A 16133-nucleotide genomic window follows, 5' to 3' on the forward strand; every position below is an offset into this window, starting at 1 on the left:
ACGTCAGATAGCCGCGCTGGCGGCGTCGCGTTCATGGCCCGTTCAAGCGGGCGGCATTCGCCTGCGCGCCCGGCGCGCGAAACGAACTTTCAGCGCGCCGTGAGGCGAAAAGTTGCGGGCTGGACGCTTGCTTGAGGTGGTGTTGCTCATCCATTTGTCTCCGGCTTTTTTATGCCGCTGCTCTGTATGCGAGGCGGGTACTTATGTTCAGAATGGAAATCAAAACAACAAATAAGATGTTCCTTTTTGTTCGTTTACGTATAAATCGGGGTTAACCATACAAATGCGAAACATTTGTGGTCGATACCCCTTACGAGCGATGGAATAACGGATTACGCAGCCGGCATGCATGCGCGGCGGTCTGAAAGTTGGCGGTCAGCGTAGCAGAAAGAGGCGGCAAGAGGAGATCGCATGGGATGCGATATTTGGTGGGGCGCCTCACGGCCACTGAATAGGCCGTGAGGCGGATTTCAGGCGAGCATGTAAGCAGCGGCGCGCGCGAACACTGCTTGCGCGCGCACATCCTACAGTCGGTCCGGCAGGGTGCTGTCCGGCTGCAGTGGCGGCATTTCCAGCAGGGCTGCCTTATATCCGAGAAGGTCGGCTTCCGGTACATCGAAGCGCGCCAGCCATTTGTCGCTGTGACCCGCCGTGTTGAAGAGTGGCGCGTCCCCGGTCGACGTACCTTGCTGCAGCGGGCCAACGCTCGTGGCCCGTATTTCGCGCAAAGCGGCGTTCTCGATGACATAGCTGGCGGGCATGGTCGGCCGCCCGCCCTCCTTGTCGGCCGCACCGGCCTCCGGTTGCGGTCCTGCCTGAATCACTATTCCGTCGCCGCAAGGATAAAGGGCAAACCAGTCGGGCGGCAGTTCGCTTCGAAGAGTTGGCAGACCTCCTGCCTCCTTCACGAATTGGGCGTCCAAGGCGGTCAACCAACTCACGCCCTTGATCCGTTTAGCCAGATCCTCGGCCAGCATGAACGGATGCCCGACGTCCAGACCGCTGAACTGCTGTGCCAACCAGTATTCGGTCGCTTCGTTGGGTTCCCGGCGAGCGACGCTAAGATTGACGCCGTAGCCACCATATCCATGTATGGCATTCAACCGGCGGGCGAAGTCGACGAAGAGCGTCTGAAAAGCGAGAGGATTTTCAGCGACGTGAAGCAGTGGCATGGTGAACACAAGGGCATTCGGCCCCCAAGTTCCCATTTTTTCCTGCCATTGAGCGAATCCGAACGCGTGGAACTCCCAGAAACCCGCATCGATGCTTTTTTCGCCGCTGGTGACGTAGACGCCGAGTGGTTCATCCTTCGTCGACGCCGCAAGGATGCTTGCGTCCAGATGGCCCTGTCTCAACGGGACGCCGTCCTTACCGTCCTGCCATAGCCACTTCAGATGGTCTTCGGCAAGCTCCGCATAACCGTCAAAGCAGGATTGGAGCGCATGACGCACTTCCGGGCGGTACGCATCCCGGAAATATAGAACGCCCTTTACAACCAGCGCTGCGCCGACGTAGTCGTGAGGGTAGCGCGGTTCGAGCAACGCGCCCTTGATAAGCGCCTCGCCCTGATGTTCACGCGCCCACTTGAGGAAAGATGGATCAGAAGACATAGGTTTACGGGACTGGAAAAGGAACGGGCGGTAGAGGCAAGCCGCCACCAGGAACTGAAGGAACCCCTCGGTTCAGCAGCGCCTTGAACTGATCGAACAATGCGGACGGCGAGGAGTCCGTGGCCTCGGACGTTTGCGGCGCCGTCTCCGGCTGGGTATGCGAACAGTCGCAGTCTTCGGGTCCCATCACGACGGCACCTGCGTTACGACCGGCAATGCGGCGATCAAGCGCACGCTGCATTGTGGAGGGGCGGTCGGGGGGAAACTTCATTTCCACCACTGTCTTGATGTTGTCCTGTGTCGCAGGCACAGACGGGTCTTTCACGATGACACAGTCCGGCCTGCGAATATTGCCGACGCCGCTTTCATACTGTGACAGGCCACCGGGCCAGTACTTCTCTATCCACGCGGGCAAGAACGGATGAGGCGTCATCGGGTCTTTGCTCAGTGTGATGGGTTCAGGTGGCGTTTTGGACATGTCGTAGTTGATTTCTGGCTTATAGACGCTTCTGCCACCCATCTGCTGATCGCGCGCGGCCAGACGCTTGCTGACACATTGCTGCTTGAGCTTTCCGCCCGATGTGCTCACATCAGGCGACTGGTTACATGCGCAAATTTGAGCGCAGAGAACGGCTTTATCTTTCGGGTCCAGCGGTAGGCGCGGCAAGCGGACTTCCGTGGTTTGTCCGTCGCCTTCGGCCATCTGTCCGTGCGCGCTGACCTTGCCGTATTCGCTCATGATGCAGTGCTCGGGCCGAATACCAGTGACGCCGGTTTGGCCGCCTCATGCCACTGCGTGTAACCGTTGGCATCCGTCGTGCCGCTGACCTCCTGACCATCTGCGAGGCGTAGTGAATATGAATGACCGGAGACTGGCTGGCCAGTGTCCTGGTCCAGCACCTGAAAACGCCCGCGATACGATTGCATGGACTCGTCGACTTGATGCCCTGCGGTCAGGCTCCTGGCCGTCGCGCCCGCACCGGTCGGCACGTTGGCGGCCGACAGTGCCTGCGAAGGCATAAGGTTCGCACCACAGGCGGTTTTGTCGCCTTCGAATGCCGCCCGTCTTCCGCTAAACGACATACCCGGATTTTTGCTCGTGACGATCGGGAAGATGCCGCCGCACTTTGGACACGAGACCATTGTCCCGACGAAAGCGATCGGCCGCCCATCAACCACCGTGATCGCTCCGGAGTTCAGTACCGTACCGCCGTGTGACGTTTGATCGCCTTCGCGAATAAACGCATAGCTCATGCACCGTTCCAAATAGTGTGAACCATTCGATGGTACCGCATTCCTCCGATGAAACTGCTCGCATATGCTGCCGCTCTGCGTGCCATGCTCACCGATTGGTGATGAGCAGCTCGCAGGCGGCGCGGCACTGCTGCATATGAAGGTGCGCAAGAGCGGGCACATCATCAATGTGTCGTCGGTGGCCGGTCATAAGGCGCGTCTGGGCAGCTCGGTCGATGCGGCGACCAAGGCGGCAGTGCCGCATGTGCGATTCGTGAAGCTGCTTATCGTGCTTGTTGTGCTTATCGTGCTTGTTGTGCTTGTTGTGCTTGTTGTGCTTGTTGTGCTTGTTGTGCTTGTTGTGCTTGTTGTACTTGTTGCGCGCGCGTGCGGGCTGGCTCGGCGCACGTGTCTTGCGCATAAGCCGGATGCCAGCCACCGAGCAATCGGTCGATCGCCTCCCGAGCGTCGCGCAACGCGTCGGCCAGAGACTCGCTGCTCGACGCGAGGTGGGAAAAACCGGTCCCGCCGCGCTCCCGCACGGCCATCAGGCGTCCGCCCAACTGCCGCGTGATCGTGCGGCGCAAGCGCACGCCGTGGCCGTGGCCGTCGTGCGGCACGGCTTCGATCAGTACATGAAATCCGCGATACGTTTCGCTGAGTTGTTGCGCCATGTTCGAGCCGTCGTCAGGAAGAGTGAGCGTCAGACGGCAGCCGCCGCCTCGACGGGCCGCTTGAGCAGCCCCACGGCGAGCGCGGTCACGATGGTGCCCGCCGCGATCGCCACCACGTACATCGCCAGATGCGTGACCGCGTTCGGAATCGGCAGCACGAAAATCCCGCCGTGCGGCACCTTCAGTTCGACGCTCGACGCCATCGAAATCGCGCCCGTGATCGCCGAGCCGATCACGCACGCCGGGATAATCCGCATCGGGTCGCGCGCGGCGAACGGAATCGCGCCTTCCGTGATGAAGGCCATGCCGAGCACCGCGGCGGCGTTGCCGGCTTCGCGTTCGTCGGTGACGAAACGGTTGCGGAAGATCCACGTGGCGAGCGCGATGCCGAGCGGCGGCGTCATGCCGGCGGCCATTGCGGCCGCCATCGGCGTGTACACCTGACTCGCGATCAGGCCGGTGCTGAACGCGTAGGCCGCCTTGTTCACGGGACCGCCCATGTCGAACGCCATCATCGCGCCGAGCAGCAGGCCGAGCGTAACCGCGCTGCCGGTCTGCATCGAGCGCAGCCAGTTTTCGAGGTTGTGCAGCGCGGTGGCGACCGGCGTGCCGACCACGTAGATCATCAGCAGGCCGACCACGAGCGTCGACACCAGCGGGATGATCAGCACGGGTTTCAGTCCTTCGAGATTGCGGTGCAGTTTCAGCTTGCGGCTGATCAGCAAGGCCGTATACCCGGCCAGAAAGCCGGAGATGATGCCGCCCAGAAAACCTGCCCCGAGGCTCGCGGCGAGCATGCCGCCCACCATGCCCGGCGTGATGCCCGGCCGGTCGGCGATCGAATACGCGATATAGCCCGACAGCACCGGCACCATCAACGCGAAGGCGGACTTCGCGCCGATCTGGAACAGCGCCCATGCAAGCGTGCCTTTATGAGCGTCGTCGAATGCGTAAATGCCGCCCAGGGCGAACGAGATCGCGATCAGCAAACCGCCCGCGACCACGAACGGCAGCATGAACGACACGCCCGTCATCAAGTGACGATAGGGGCCGGACGACTTCGCCGAGCGTTGTTTCTTGGCCGCCGCGACCTGGTCTGCAAGGGCGCCACCGCCCGCGCTTGCGCTCTGTGCGGCTCCGTCGACGGTCGCCTCGGCGATCGCCCTTTCGATCAGCGCCGCGCCTTTGCCGATTGCGCCTTTAGTGCCCGTTTCATAGAGCCGCTTGCCGCGAAAGCGGCTCTTGTCGACCTGCGTATCGGCGGCGATCACCACGAGGTCCGCCGCCGCGATCTGCTCGTCGCTCAGCGTGTTCTGCGCGCCGACCGAGCCTTGCGTTTCGACGTGAATGTCGTGTCCCAGCGACTTCGCGCCTTGCGCGAGTCCCTCGGCGGCCATGAAGGTGTGCGCGATGCCGGTCGGGCACGAGGTAATCGCGACGATCTTGAGCGCGCGAGTCGCCGTTTGCGCCGCCGCAGCGTTCCTCGGCGCATCCGCGCCGACGCTCGCCGTCACGCGCGCCAGCACCGCATCGGCTTCGCGGATCGCATCGTCGAGCGAAATGCGATGAATCGTCTTGCCCGCGAACGGCGTTTCGTCGACGCGCTCGCCCGCGTCGGCGGCGATCAGCACGGCGTGCGCCGCGTCGATCTGCGCGGCGTTCAACGGCTCGTGAACGCCGAGCGCGCTGCGCGTTTCCACCGCGAGCGAGGCGCCGCGTTTTTGCGCCGCGCGGTTCAAGGCTTGCGCCGCGACCATCGGCGACGCGCTTCGTTGCGGGGACGATACCAGTCCAATCAGCTTGTCCATTGCTCTCTCTGGCTTACACGGCTTGATGTTGGGTGACGCGCGGCGGATTCGCGGCGACGCTGAAGGTGACGAGTTCGACTTGCGCGGCGAGGGCGTCGAGGCTCGCGTGATCGGGCAAGTGCGGGCCGACCCGCGCGAGCTTGCCTGCCGCGAACGCGGTGGCCCGTTGGCCGACCGAGGGCCACGGGCGCGCTTCGATGAGACTCGCGACGAGGCCCGCCACCAGCGCGTCGCCCGCGCCGACCGTGCTGGACACCGGCACGCGTAAAGGCGCGGCGCGCCAGCCTTGGTAGGAAGAGGCCTGGTCGCCCGATGCACGCGTCACGCCCAGCGCGCCACGCTCGCCCAGCGAAACCACCCCATACGCGATGCCGCGTTCCACGAGCTCGCAGGCCGCGTGAATCAGTGCGTCGTCGTCGGCGAGCGAGCGGCCGAGCGCCGCTTCCAGTTCCGCGCGATTCGGCTTCACCAGATCCGGCAGGCCGTCCGGCTCGCCGGCGCGCAATGCGTCGGCGAGCGGCGCGCCGCTCGTATCCAGCGCGACGCGCGCGCCCGCCGCATGCAACGCACGCGTGATGCGTCGATAGAACGACACGTCGACACCCGGCGGCAGACTGCCCGCCAGCACGAACCAGCGCCCAGGCTCGGCCAGTTCGACCACGCGCCGCTCCAACGCGTCGACATCGGCCGCGCTCGGCACCGAGGTCGCGAGATTGATGTCGGTGGTTTCGTTGCGCGCGGTATCGACGAGCTTCACGTTGATGCGCGGACGCCCCGCGATTCGCACGAAGCGGTCGACGATGTGCTTGTCGGCGAACATCGCGTCGAATGCGGCGGCGTCCTCGGCGCCGAGCAGGCCCGTGGCGATCGTCGTCATGCCGTAGTCGGCGAGACAGCCCGCGACGTTCACGCCCTTGCCGCCCGCGTTGAATTCGAGCGACGCCGCGAGATTCACCTCGCCGAGCGCGAGGTTGGCGACGCGCACGGTTTGATCGAGCGCCGGATTCGGCGTGACGGTGACGACGGTTTTCATGCCGCCGCCTTGATCTCGGTGTTGTCCAGCGCGCGGACCGCGTCGACGTCCTCGCAATCCAGCGCGCGGCGCGCGAGCGCCTGCATCGCGTCGAGCCGCGACGCGCGCAGCCGCGATTTGACGGCGGGAATATCGCGCGAACTCATCGACAGTTCGTCGACGCCGAGACCCGCGAGAATCGATGCGCCGAGCGGATCGCCCGCGAGGCCGCCGCACACGCCGACCCATTTGCGATGGCGGCGCGCGCCGTCGACGGTCTGCTTGATCATGCGCAGCACGGCGGGGTGCAGGCTCTCGGCCATGCGCGCGAGTTCGGGATGCTCGCGGTCCACGGCCAGCACGTATTGCGTCAGATCGTTGGTGCCGATCGAGAAGAAATCGACCAGCGCGGCGAAGTGATCCGCGAACGCCGCCGCCGACGGCGTTTCGACCATGATGCCGAGCGGCACCTTCGGCGCGTCGAGTTCGGCGCGCACGGTTTCGGCGAGCGCGATGGCCTGGCGCGCCTCGTCGAGCGTGGAGACCATCGGGAACATGATCCACAGCGGGCCATCCTTGGCGGCGCGGTAGAGCGCGCGCAATTGCGGCACGAACAGGTCCGGGCGGCGCAGGCACAGGCGCACGCCGCGCACGCCGAGGAACGGATTCGATTCGTGCGGCAGGTTCAGATACGGCACCTGCTTGTCGCCGCCGATGTCGAGCGTGCGAATGATCAACTGACGCCCGCCGCTCGCTTCGACCATGCGCCGATAGCAATCGTATTGTTCGTCTTCGCTCGGCGCGTCGTGGCGCTCCAGAAACAGGAACTCGGTGCGCATGAGTCCGACGCCGTCCGCGCCGTTGGCGAGCGCGTCGCGCACCTGGTCGGGCCGCGTGATGTTCGCGCCGATCTCCAGCACGTGGCCGTCGAGCGTCGCGGCGGGCAGCGCGCGGTTGGCCGCCGCGCGCTGCGCTTCCTCGGCCAGTTGCAATTGCGTTTGCCGCGCGCGCTCGCGGTCGCGCGCCGACACGCCGACATAGAGACGACCGCCGCTGCCGTCGAGCACCGCATCGCTGCCGTCGGCGATCTCCATCAACGCCGCGCCGCACGCGACTGCCGCGGGCACGCCGAGCGTGCGCGCGAGAATCGCGGTGTGCGACGTGGGTCCGCCCGACACCGTGCAGAAGCCGAGCGTGACGGCCGGGTCGAGCATTGCGGTGTCGGAGGGCGTGAGGTCTTCGGCGATCAGGATGGCGGGCGTATCGAGCCGCGTGTCGGTCGCCACGTTTTCGCCGAGGTGCTTCAGCACGCGCCGCGCGACGTCGCGCAAATCGGTGGCGCGCGAGGCGAGCAGCGGATCGGGCAGGGCGGCGAGGCGCGCGGCCTGTTGCTCGGCCGCCTGATGCCAGGACCAGGCCACGCCGTGGCCGTCGAGCAGCAGACGCGCGGCTTCGGTGAACAGGTCCGTGTCGTTCAGCAGTTCGCGGTGCGCCGCGAAGATTTCGGCTTCCGCCGCGCCGAGGCGCGCGGCGGTGTCGCGGGTGAGGGCGTCGAGTTCGTCAGCGGTTTTGCGCAGCGCTTCGTCGAGCTGATGCGTGGCTTCGACGGTCTCGCCGGGGCGGTCCTGAATTTCCAGGCGCGCGGTGCGCAGCACGCGTACCGGTCCGATCGAAAAGCCGGGACCGGCGCTGACGCCTTCGAACACCGTCGCCGGCTCGAGCGGCGTCCAAGAGACCGGCTGTGCTTTTTGACGGCGCGCGCGAGCCGCCGCGGCGCGCTCGTGTTCTTCCGCCGACAAGGCTTCGATGGTGCGTTTCAACGCGGCCAGCGCGTCCGCCGCATCGACGCCTTGCGCGGACAACACCAGGTGCGCATTCGCGGTCGCGCCCAGTTGCAGCAGGCTGACGAGGTTCTTCGGGTCAGCGGCGAGCTTGCCGTTGCGCACACGCAAGGCGGCCTGATAGCGCTTGGCGGTCGCCACCCAGGCGCTGGCCGGGCGAGCGTGCAAGCCGTGCGGATAGTCCAGCACCAGTTCGACGCGCTGCTCGAAATCCGCGGGCGTCGCGTCGATCACCGCGGCGGCGGCGTTGGCGGCGGCGCCGTTCAGCGCGTCGACCAGCACCTGTGGATCGCGCGCTTCGACCAGCGCCTGCAATTGCCGCGGATCGCCGATCAGACGCGTGAGACGTTGCAGCAGCGCGATGTGTTCGTCGGATTGCGCGGCGATCGCGACCACCAGATTGGCGCGCTCGCCGTCGTGCCATTCGACGCCTTCGGGCAATTGCAGCACGGCCACGCCGGTGCGCCGGATCAGATGGCGGTCTTCCTGCATGCCGTGCGGAATCGCGACGCCGTTGCCCAGATACGTGTTCGAGACTTTTTCGCGGCCCTGAAGACTGTCGACGTAAGCGGGCTCGATATAGCCGGCGGCGGCCAGCAACTGGCCGGCCTGGACGATCGCCTCGTGTTTCGAGCTTGCACGTGCGTTCAGTCGAACCAGCTCTGCGGTAAGCAGCGACGGCATCGCGTCTCCTGAAATCGAATCGTTGAAGTGTGCCTATTGGAATCGATACCACTTTGCGCGTCAAGCCTGAACCGGTGTTACGGATTTCAGTGAAAATCGCGGAAAGCCAGGTAGAATGGCCGGAAAACGCCAATCGGCCGGTACTCGCCGCGACGCGGCGAATTCGCTGGCATGAAGGCAATCCAGGGAAAATACCGAGCGGTTCAAGGAATCGATACCACTTCATGAATCTACGAATCAAGGATGTTGCCGAAGCGGCAGGAGTGTCGGTCACGACCGTCTCGCGTGTGCTGTCGAACAACGGGCCGGTGCGCGATGCGGTGCGTCAGCGGGTGCTCGGCGCCATCGAGCAATTGGGTTATCGCCCGAACGCCGCCGCGCGCCGCCTGCGTTCGGGCGACACGGCCACCATCGGCCTGATCGTATCGGACGTGCGCAACCCGTTCTTCACCGAGGTCAGCCGCGCGGTGGAAGACGCAGCGTATCAGCAGGGGCTGCGCGTGATTCTCTGCAACACGGACGAAAACAGCGAGAAGGAGGCGATGTATCTGCGGCTCATGGAAGAGGAGCGCGTGACGGGCTGCATCTATTCGCCGACTCACGACGCCGCGCAGCGCTTCAAGGCGCAGGCCTACGATTTCCCGGTGGTGATGATCGACCGCGCCGGTCCCGCGGGCAGCGCGGATGCGGTGGTGCTCGATAACCGCGACGCGGCGGCGCGTCTCGTCGAGCATCTGGTGGAGCGGGGCTATCGGCGCATCGCCGGGCTGTTCGGCAACGCCAGTACCACGGGCCGCGAACGTCACGACGGTTTTGCGCAGGCGCTGGGTCGGCATGGCTTGCCGGTGCGGGCGGAGTTCGTCGAGCCGAACCCGGAGAGCGCGCTGCGGCATGTCGGCGCGTGGCTTGCCGACGATCCGGCGTCGCGGCCGGATGCGATCGTCGCGAGCAACGGCTTGCTGCTGCTCGGCGCTTACCGTGAAATGCGGGCGCGCGGCGCGACGCCCGGCGCGGACATCGCGCTCGCCGGTTTCGACAACGACTCGTGGACCGATCTCGTGACGCCGGGCATTACCGTCATCGCGCAGCCGGTGTACGAGATTGGCAAGATCGCCATGCAGTTGCTGACACAGCGGCTCGCGGACCCGTCGATGTCGACGCGTTCGCTGGTTCTGCCCGGCGAGTTGGTGATTCGCGGGTCGACGGCGGCGCGGTAGGTTGGGGAGTAAGGCGGCGCCTTGTTCGACGCGCATCCCACGTTTGTATCGCGTCGGTGTTCGGGAGCGCTTTGCTGTTCGATTTCGGTTATGTCGGGGCGGCGGTCTCTGTGCGCGCTGTGGGCCGCAGGGCTGATTTCATCGAGCGCGGGTTGATGACGAAATTCGCCGCGGGCGTGACCGGCGGCTTTGGTTTTGGCTTTGGCTTTGGCTTCCGCTTCGCGCTTGCGGCGAGCGCGTTCTTCGCGTTCATGCGCGTGCTGGGACGAGGCTGAGCGCAAGGCTCGATGCTCGCCCGACCCCTTCGGCTAGTTCGGCCTCTTCGACTCGTTCGACCCCTTCGGCTAGTTCAACCCCTTCGACTAGTTCGAACCCTTCAACCAGTTCAAACCGCGACATCTCAAGCCGACTCACTCAACGCCGGCTCCCTGACGATCTGCTCGAGGATCGCCTGCATCAAGCCCGGAAAGCGGGCGTCCAGTTCCGCGCGCCGCAGCGAATTCTGATGCACGGTGCCGGCGACGCGCGTGCGCACCAGCCCCGCTTCACGCAGGATCCGAAAGTGATGGGACACGCTCGACTTGGGGCGCCCGCCGTCGAGTTCGCCGCAGGTGGCTTCCTCGACCAAGGCGAGCCGCCGGACGATATCGAGCCGGGCGGGGTCGCTGAGAGCATGAAACAGCCGTCCGAGCGTCAAGTCCTCGGCGGCGGGATGGTTATAGGTGCGCATTGTGCAGATGATAAAGGTTTCTGCGATACTCATAGTTCGATGTTTATCGAACTACCGTACGAGCTTATACATAGGAGTTTAGCCCGATGTCCGCATTGTTTCAGCCCTACAAGCTCAAGGACGTCTCCTTGCGCAACCGCATCGCCATTCCGCCGATGTGCCAGTACACCGCCGAAGACGGCCTGATCAACGACTGGCACCGCGTGCACCTCGCCGGTCTCGCGCGCGGCGGCGCCGGCCTCGTGATCGTCGAGGCCACGGCGGTGTCGCCGGAAGGCCGCATCACGCCGGGCTGCGCCGGCATCTGGACGGACGAGCAGGCGCAGGCCTTCGCGCCGGTGGTCGCGTCCATCAAGGCGGCGGGCGCGGTGCCGGGCATCCAGATCGGTCACGCGGGCCGCAAAGCCAGCGCCAATCGTCCGTGGGAGGGCGACGATCACATCGCCGAGGGCGACAGCCGCGGCTGGCAGACCATCGCGCCGTCGGCGATCGCGTTCGGCGGCAATCTGCCCAAGGTGCCGAAGGCGATGACGCTCGACGACATCGCCCGGGTTCGCGAAGACTTCGTCGCCGCCGCACGGCGCGCGCGCGACGCGGGCTTTGAATGGCTCGAACTGCACTTCGCGCACGGCTATCTGGGCCAGAGCTTCTTCTCAACGCACTCGAATCAACGCGACGACGCCTACGGCGGCAGCCTCGAAAACCGCAGCCGCTTTCTGCTCGAAACGCTGGCGGCGGTGCGCAAGGTGTGGCCGGAACATCTGCCGTTGACCGCGCGCTTCGGCGTGATCGAGTACGACGGACGCGATGAGGAAACGCTGGCGGAGTCGATCGAACTGGCGAGGAATTTCCGGCGCGAAGGGCTGGACATGTTGAGCGTGAGCGTCGGCTTCTCCACGCCTGGCGCGGCGATTCCGTGGGCGCCGGCGTTCCTCGCGCCGATCGCCGAGCGCGTGCGCCGCGAGGCCGGGATTCCGGTGTCGTCGGCGTGGGGTATCGATACGCCGGAACTCGCGGACCGCTCGGTGAAGAACGGGCAACTGGATCTGGTGATGGTCGGCCGCGCGCATCTGGCCGATCCGCACTGGCCGTATCACGCGGCGCGCAAGCTCGGCATCGAACGGCCTTCGTGGACACTGCCGGCGCCGTACGCGCATTGGCTCGAACGATACGCGGTGGCGTAAGCCCGGAGCGCAAATCGCTTGCGGGGGCGTGACTGCACGCGGCCACATGGGATACCCGTTCATGGCTCCGGCGCTGTCGTTCGCTAATAAGCGGAGCGCGATATAGGTTCGCCCCGAGGATACGAGAGCGCAAAAAAGCGCGCGGCGCAGTGAGGTTCGCTTCACTCGCCGCGCGCTTTTACGCTTAAAACTATCGCTGGGGACCAGCCGCTTAGACCCACCGCCCAAACCCACCGCTGAAACCCATCACATCACTCAACCCACCGCGCTTCACAACCGCTCACGATGCTCCGTCGAAGGCCTTCGAATGACGCTTTCGATGATCGGGCAACCGTGGGCTCGTTGATCGTAGTCGAGCTCATTCGCACGTGAAACACCCTTGATCTCATGCGTTCTGTTTTGCACGCGCCGGCAGGGAAACGAAGTATGAGTGAGCCGCTCGTCGAACTCCATTCAACAATTATTTCGCGCGATGTCATCGCGCAAGCGGCTCCGGGCATCACTTCAGGGCGAGCTTGATGATGCAGCCAAGAACGAAGATGAGTAGGGCGGCGGCAACGGCCATGTTCAGTGGGTAGCGCATTCTTCTTCACCCAGGCACTAACGTTAAAGTGCTTTCATCCTCAATCACCTGACGGAAGATGAAAAGTGGGCAGTGAAGCGGCTATGTGGGACAGCTAACGCTGCGCGCCGAACGGGCTGCGCAGCGTGTTGGCGGGAGCGCTTCCAGTTTGCGCCTGGCTCGTTTCAAGGCGTTGCCGTGGACGCCGCGCTGACGCAAACAGGCTGCGGCACGGTTCCGGCGCAAACTCATCGCGCATGTTTTCTCACTGCGATTGAGCCGGCGGCTGCATCGCTGGCGGCATGCCGCGCGGCAGCTTGTTCGCCGCGGCGAGATCTTCCGCGAGACTGGTGCGCAGCGTCGCGATCGCCTGGTCAGGATTGGCGGGCTTCAACTGCTCGCGAGCCAGCGAGTCGTACACGAAGTGATGCAGCATCGGATCTTGCGTCTTGTTCAACACCTCGTGATACACCGCGATGATGTCGGCTTCGCGGCCGGTCATGGCATACAGGCGGCGTAACTGTTCCAGGTCGTTGATCACCGCGAAGCCAGGACCGATCGGTCCCATCATCGGACCCATCGGTCCATGCGGCGGGCCGTCGCCGCGCTCCGGCTTGCCATGCGCAGGGGTGAACATGGCTGGCGGCGGTGAGGCTTCCTCGGCAAGCGCGGCCGTCGCCGACACGGTCAACAGGGCGGCCAGTGCCGCGCTCGCAAATCTCTTGTTCATGATGTCGCTCCCTCTGGACAGCGTCGACGCAACAGTGCGTCGGCATGGGAGCAACGATAGTCGACGTGCCGGTTTGCCGCGTTACCAAAGCGGCGCGGATCGCTTACCGAACCTTGCATGCGCTCAACCGCAACCGCAACCGCAACCGCAACCGCAACCACAACCGCAACCACAACCACAACCGCAACCGCACCGCAACCGCAACCGCAACCGCAACCGTACCGCAACCGCAACCGCAACCGCAACTGCCGTGAAGCGCGCGGCATCGAGGCCAGGGTGCGCCCGCTGGCGCAATCATCCTGGATGGCGCATGATTGAAGCAATGTGCCGTCCGACCCCACAACGTTCACGCGTCGGCGGGGCGCGCGGCGCACGCGAGGCCATCGGTGCATGCGTGAGAGAAGCACATCGCGGCGATGCACCGCGGGCGAGTACTCAACCGTGAAGGAGGATTTCGCATGGACCGACCTGACGCCGCCAATCCGTTTGGCGATTTCACCAAAATGCTGGAGCAGTTCAAGCTCCCCGGCTTCGACGTACCCGCCATCATGGAAGCGCGACGCAAGGACGTGGAAGCACTGGTTCAGGCGAATCAGACGGCCTTCCAGGGCATGCAGTCGCTCGCGCAGAAACAGGCCGACATGTTGCGCACCACGCTGAGCGAATTGCAGTCGCTGACGGGGCAGTTGTCCGCCGGCGGCGCGCCGTCGCCGAAAGCGGCGGAGTTGATCCAGCAGAGTCTGCACAAGTCGCTCGCCGACATGCAGCAACTCGCGCAAGCCGCCTATCAGACGCAAGCCGAGTCGTATGCGGTGATCGCGAAGCGCGTCGAGGAAAATGTTGCGGAGCTCAAGTCGCTCCTCGAGCAGCAGAAAAAGTAGCCGGCGCCCGCGCGTTCGATCGCGTCGACATCGTGAAGAAGGTAAGCCGATGCCGCGGATAACTCCGAGTTGTCCGCGGCGTTTTTATTGGGCGAAACGATTCATGTCGCCGCTTTCGTTTCGCATGAAAGGCTTCGCATGAAGGCGTCCCTTTAGCCTAGCTGCGCCGCGCTGTCCGCTTGGGCCGTGTTCCCTTGACGGCGGCTGCGTCTTCCGATTGCAACGGCGGTGCCGCCAGTACGGAAGCTTCGGACACTACCGCTCGATCCGCTGCCTGCACCACGATCGTCGGCGCGACCGGTTCCGCGTTCGACAGCGGCGTTGCCGGCTGCTTTGCCGAAGGCAATGGCAACGGCAACGGCGCATGCGGCGCGACCGTCCGCACGTCGGTCTGCACCACAGCCTGCGCCGCCGGCTGCGCAGCAGTTTGCGTCGCGGATGGCGCAGCCGCCTTGCGTCCCGCGCCGGTCCGCGCGACGCGCCGCGGCGCCGACGGCGGCGTGGCCTTCGTCGGCGGGGCCGCCGCTTCGCGCGGCTGCGACTTGTCGCCGGCCTCCGCGATCACCCGATGCACGAAGCGCAGCTTTCCCACCACCGGCGCGGCCAGCGTGAACGGGTAGCCATCCGGCATGCCGAGGCTGCGGTTCAGGCTGTTCAGCGCATACGTGAGCGGAAACCAGCGCTTCATCAGATTATCGAAGCTCGCGTCTTCCACCGGCGTGCGGTCGGTCAGGGTCGGTTCGCTCGGGTCGTCGGGCAGCAGCGCGACACCGTACGAGGTCGCGGTGTCGAGCACGTCGACGATCAGCATGTAATGCGCCCACGTCTCCGCCCAGTCTTCCCAGGGATGCATCGTGGCATACGCGCTGATGTACGACGCCTGCCATTCGGCCGGCGCGCCGTCGCGATAGTAGGCGGTCAGCGACTCGCCGTAATCGGCGCGCTCGTCGCCGAACAGCTTGCGATACGGCTCGATCCAGCGCGGGTTGTTCTCCACGAGCTGGCTGAAGTAGTAATGGCCCGTCTCGTGACGGAAGTGGCCGAGCAGCGTCCGGTAAGGCTCGCCCATCGCGCTGCGGATCTTCTCGCGGTAGGCATCGTCGGCTTCGGCGATGTTCAGCGTGATCAGGCCGTTGTCGTGGCCGGTCATCACGCGCGAACCGTCGTCGCTGTCCTCGAGGAATTCGAAGGCGAGCCCGCGTTCGGGATCGGTCTCGCGCGATTTGACGTCGAGGCCGAGCGCGGCCAGCGTGTAAAGCAGACGCCGCTTGGCCACCTCCAGCCGATACCAGTAGAGCCGGTTTTCCGGCGCGCTCAGATTTGGAATCGTGCGGGTTAGCTGACAGGCGCGGCACAGCGTGTCCGGCGAGTCGGCGGGGATCATCCAGTTGCAGACGTTTTCGACGGCGTAGTTGTGGCACTGGCGGAACAACGCACCTTCGGCGCCCGGATGCAGGCTGCGCCAGCGTCCCTCGCCGGCGTCCTCGAACGCGCTGATCTCGGCCAGTTCAGGCACGTAGCCCAGCAACGCCTCGCAACGTTCGCAGCGAACGTTTTCGTAGAAGACGAGATGCGAGCAGCGGTTGCAGTGGAAGGTTTTCATGGGTCGAGCCCGAGTAGTGAGTGGCGGTCATGGTGAGCATGGCGTGCTTCGGCCGCGGGCGGCGCGCGGCGGCCCCGGCGCTTCTCGAGCGTCGCAATCGTCGTACCGCATTTGCCACAGGTCACTGCTTTAACGCACATTACGTGCATGATCGTGCATCGGCGCTGCGCCGCTTTGGTGCGCCGCCTTGTAAAAGGCAGTGGAAAGACGCGCTGTTCGATCGACCGGACGATCGGCGCACGCGGCAAACTTTGCAGCAGGCTGTCATCCGGAGCAAAGCAGACGGTTCGCGCGGTTTTTCGCGCTTGTTCCACAAACGGCATGAAGCTTGCTTTTTGGCGGGCTGCCATCCTTCGTCCAGGAG

General features: G+C 64.9%; 14 protein-coding genes and 2 pseudogenes. 5 read left to right on the forward strand and 11 right to left on the reverse strand.

Annotated features, from left to right (window positions below; genetic code table 11):
• Positions 1-524: 524 nt before the first annotated feature.
• From ACOCG7_RS03265 to ACOCG7_RS03275, 3 genes are read right to left on the reverse strand one after another with little or no spacing between them, the layout of a single operon-like run.
• Entirely contained in the window at positions 525-1610 is a 1086-nt protein-coding gene (locus tag ACOCG7_RS03265) for a type VI immunity family protein (protein WP_421376814.1), read from the reverse strand.
• A 4-nt stretch (positions 1611-1614) separates the two neighbouring features.
• On the reverse strand, positions 1615-2349 hold the full coding sequence (locus ACOCG7_RS03270; RefSeq protein ID WP_421376816.1) for a VRR-NUC domain-containing protein: 735 nt from the start codon (positions 2347-2349) through the stop codon (positions 1615-1617).
• The gene (locus ACOCG7_RS03275) at positions 2346-2864 is read right to left on the reverse strand and encodes a PAAR domain-containing protein (RefSeq protein WP_421376818.1); all 519 of its coding nucleotides are present in this window, start codon (positions 2862-2864) and stop codon (positions 2346-2348) included. Before ACOCG7_RS03275 ends, ACOCG7_RS03270 begins: the two co-directional genes overlap by 4 nt.
• A gap of 121 nt (positions 2865-2985) precedes the next feature.
• Here ACOCG7_RS03275 and ACOCG7_RS03280 point away from each other — a divergent pair.
• A pseudogene (locus ACOCG7_RS03280) lies at positions 2986-3102 on the forward strand (SDR family NAD(P)-dependent oxidoreductase); the annotation flags it as partial.
• A 43-nt stretch (positions 3103-3145) separates the two neighbouring features.
• On the opposite strand, the gene ACOCG7_RS03285 reads toward ACOCG7_RS03280, so the two are convergent.
• From ACOCG7_RS03285 to ptsP, 4 genes are read right to left on the reverse strand one after another with little or no spacing between them, the layout of a single operon-like run.
• A complete protein-coding gene (locus tag ACOCG7_RS03285; RefSeq protein WP_421377688.1) occupies positions 3146-3517 on the reverse strand; it encodes a DNA-binding protein in 372 nt (123 codons plus the stop codon).
• 29 nt (positions 3518-3546) lie between these two features.
• Positions 3547-5325, reverse strand: coding sequence for a PTS fructose-like transporter subunit IIB (locus ACOCG7_RS03290; protein ID WP_421376820.1), 1779 nt, complete (start codon positions 5323-5325; stop codon positions 3547-3549).
• 13 nt (positions 5326-5338) lie between these two features.
• Positions 5339-6358: a 1-phosphofructokinase family hexose kinase gene (locus ACOCG7_RS03295; protein ID WP_421376822.1), complete on the reverse strand. Its 1020-nt coding sequence runs from the start codon at positions 6356-6358 to the stop codon at positions 5339-5341.
• Complete coding sequence (gene ptsP / locus ACOCG7_RS03300; RefSeq protein WP_421376824.1) at positions 6355-8862, reverse strand: phosphoenolpyruvate--protein phosphotransferase; 2508 nt, start codon at positions 8860-8862, stop codon at positions 6355-6357. Before ptsP ends, ACOCG7_RS03295 begins: the two co-directional genes overlap by 4 nt.
• 224 nt (positions 8863-9086) lie before the next feature.
• On the opposite strand from ptsP, the gene ACOCG7_RS03305 reads away from it, so the two are divergent.
• Entirely contained in the window at positions 9087-10079 is a 993-nt protein-coding gene (locus ACOCG7_RS03305; RefSeq protein WP_310125390.1) for a LacI family DNA-binding transcriptional regulator, read from the forward strand.
• A gap of 71 nt (positions 10080-10150) precedes the next feature.
• On the forward strand, positions 10151-10354 hold the full coding sequence (locus ACOCG7_RS03310; protein WP_421376827.1) for a hypothetical protein: 204 nt from the start codon (positions 10151-10153) through the stop codon (positions 10352-10354).
• A 125-nt stretch (positions 10355-10479) separates the two neighbouring features.
• Here ACOCG7_RS03310 and ACOCG7_RS03315 read toward each other — a convergent pair whose 3' ends face one another.
• A complete protein-coding gene (locus ACOCG7_RS03315) occupies positions 10480-10809 on the reverse strand; it encodes an ArsR/SmtB family transcription factor (RefSeq protein ID WP_073430839.1) in 330 nt (109 codons plus the stop codon).
• Positions 10810-10895: 86 nt separating this feature from the next.
• Here ACOCG7_RS03315 and ACOCG7_RS03320 point away from each other — a divergent pair, with 86 nt between their 5' ends.
• On the forward strand, positions 10896-11993 hold the full coding sequence (locus tag ACOCG7_RS03320) for an NADH:flavin oxidoreductase/NADH oxidase (protein WP_073430840.1): 1098 nt from the start codon (positions 10896-10898) through the stop codon (positions 11991-11993).
• An 827-nt stretch (positions 11994-12820) separates the two neighbouring features.
• On the opposite strand, the gene ACOCG7_RS03325 is transcribed toward ACOCG7_RS03320, so the two are convergent.
• On the reverse strand, positions 12821-13285 hold the full coding sequence (locus ACOCG7_RS03325) for a hypothetical protein (RefSeq protein WP_421376829.1): 465 nt from the start codon (positions 13283-13285) through the stop codon (positions 12821-12823).
• A gap of 458 nt (positions 13286-13743) precedes the next feature.
• On the opposite strand from ACOCG7_RS03325, the gene ACOCG7_RS03330 reads away from it, so the two are divergent.
• Complete coding sequence (locus ACOCG7_RS03330) at positions 13744-14166, forward strand: phasin family protein (protein WP_073430842.1); 423 nt, start codon at positions 13744-13746, stop codon at positions 14164-14166.
• Between the two features lie 538 nt (positions 14167-14704).
• Here the strand turns inward: ACOCG7_RS03330 and ACOCG7_RS03335 are convergent.
• Positions 14705-15769: pseudogene (locus ACOCG7_RS03335) on the reverse strand (zinc-binding metallopeptidase family protein); the annotation flags it as partial.
• Positions 15766-16119 carry a hypothetical protein gene (locus ACOCG7_RS03340; RefSeq protein WP_244745909.1) on the reverse strand — a complete coding sequence of 118 codons (354 nt, stop codon included), beginning with the start codon at positions 16117-16119 and terminating at the stop codon, positions 15766-15768. The pseudogene ACOCG7_RS03335 and the gene ACOCG7_RS03340, both read right to left, overlap by 4 nt.
• Positions 16120-16133 lie beyond the last annotated feature (14 nt).

Source organism: Paraburkholderia sp. DD10, assembly GCF_049177125.1.
Classification (GTDB): Bacteria; Pseudomonadota; Gammaproteobacteria; order Burkholderiales; family Burkholderiaceae; genus Paraburkholderia; species Paraburkholderia terricola.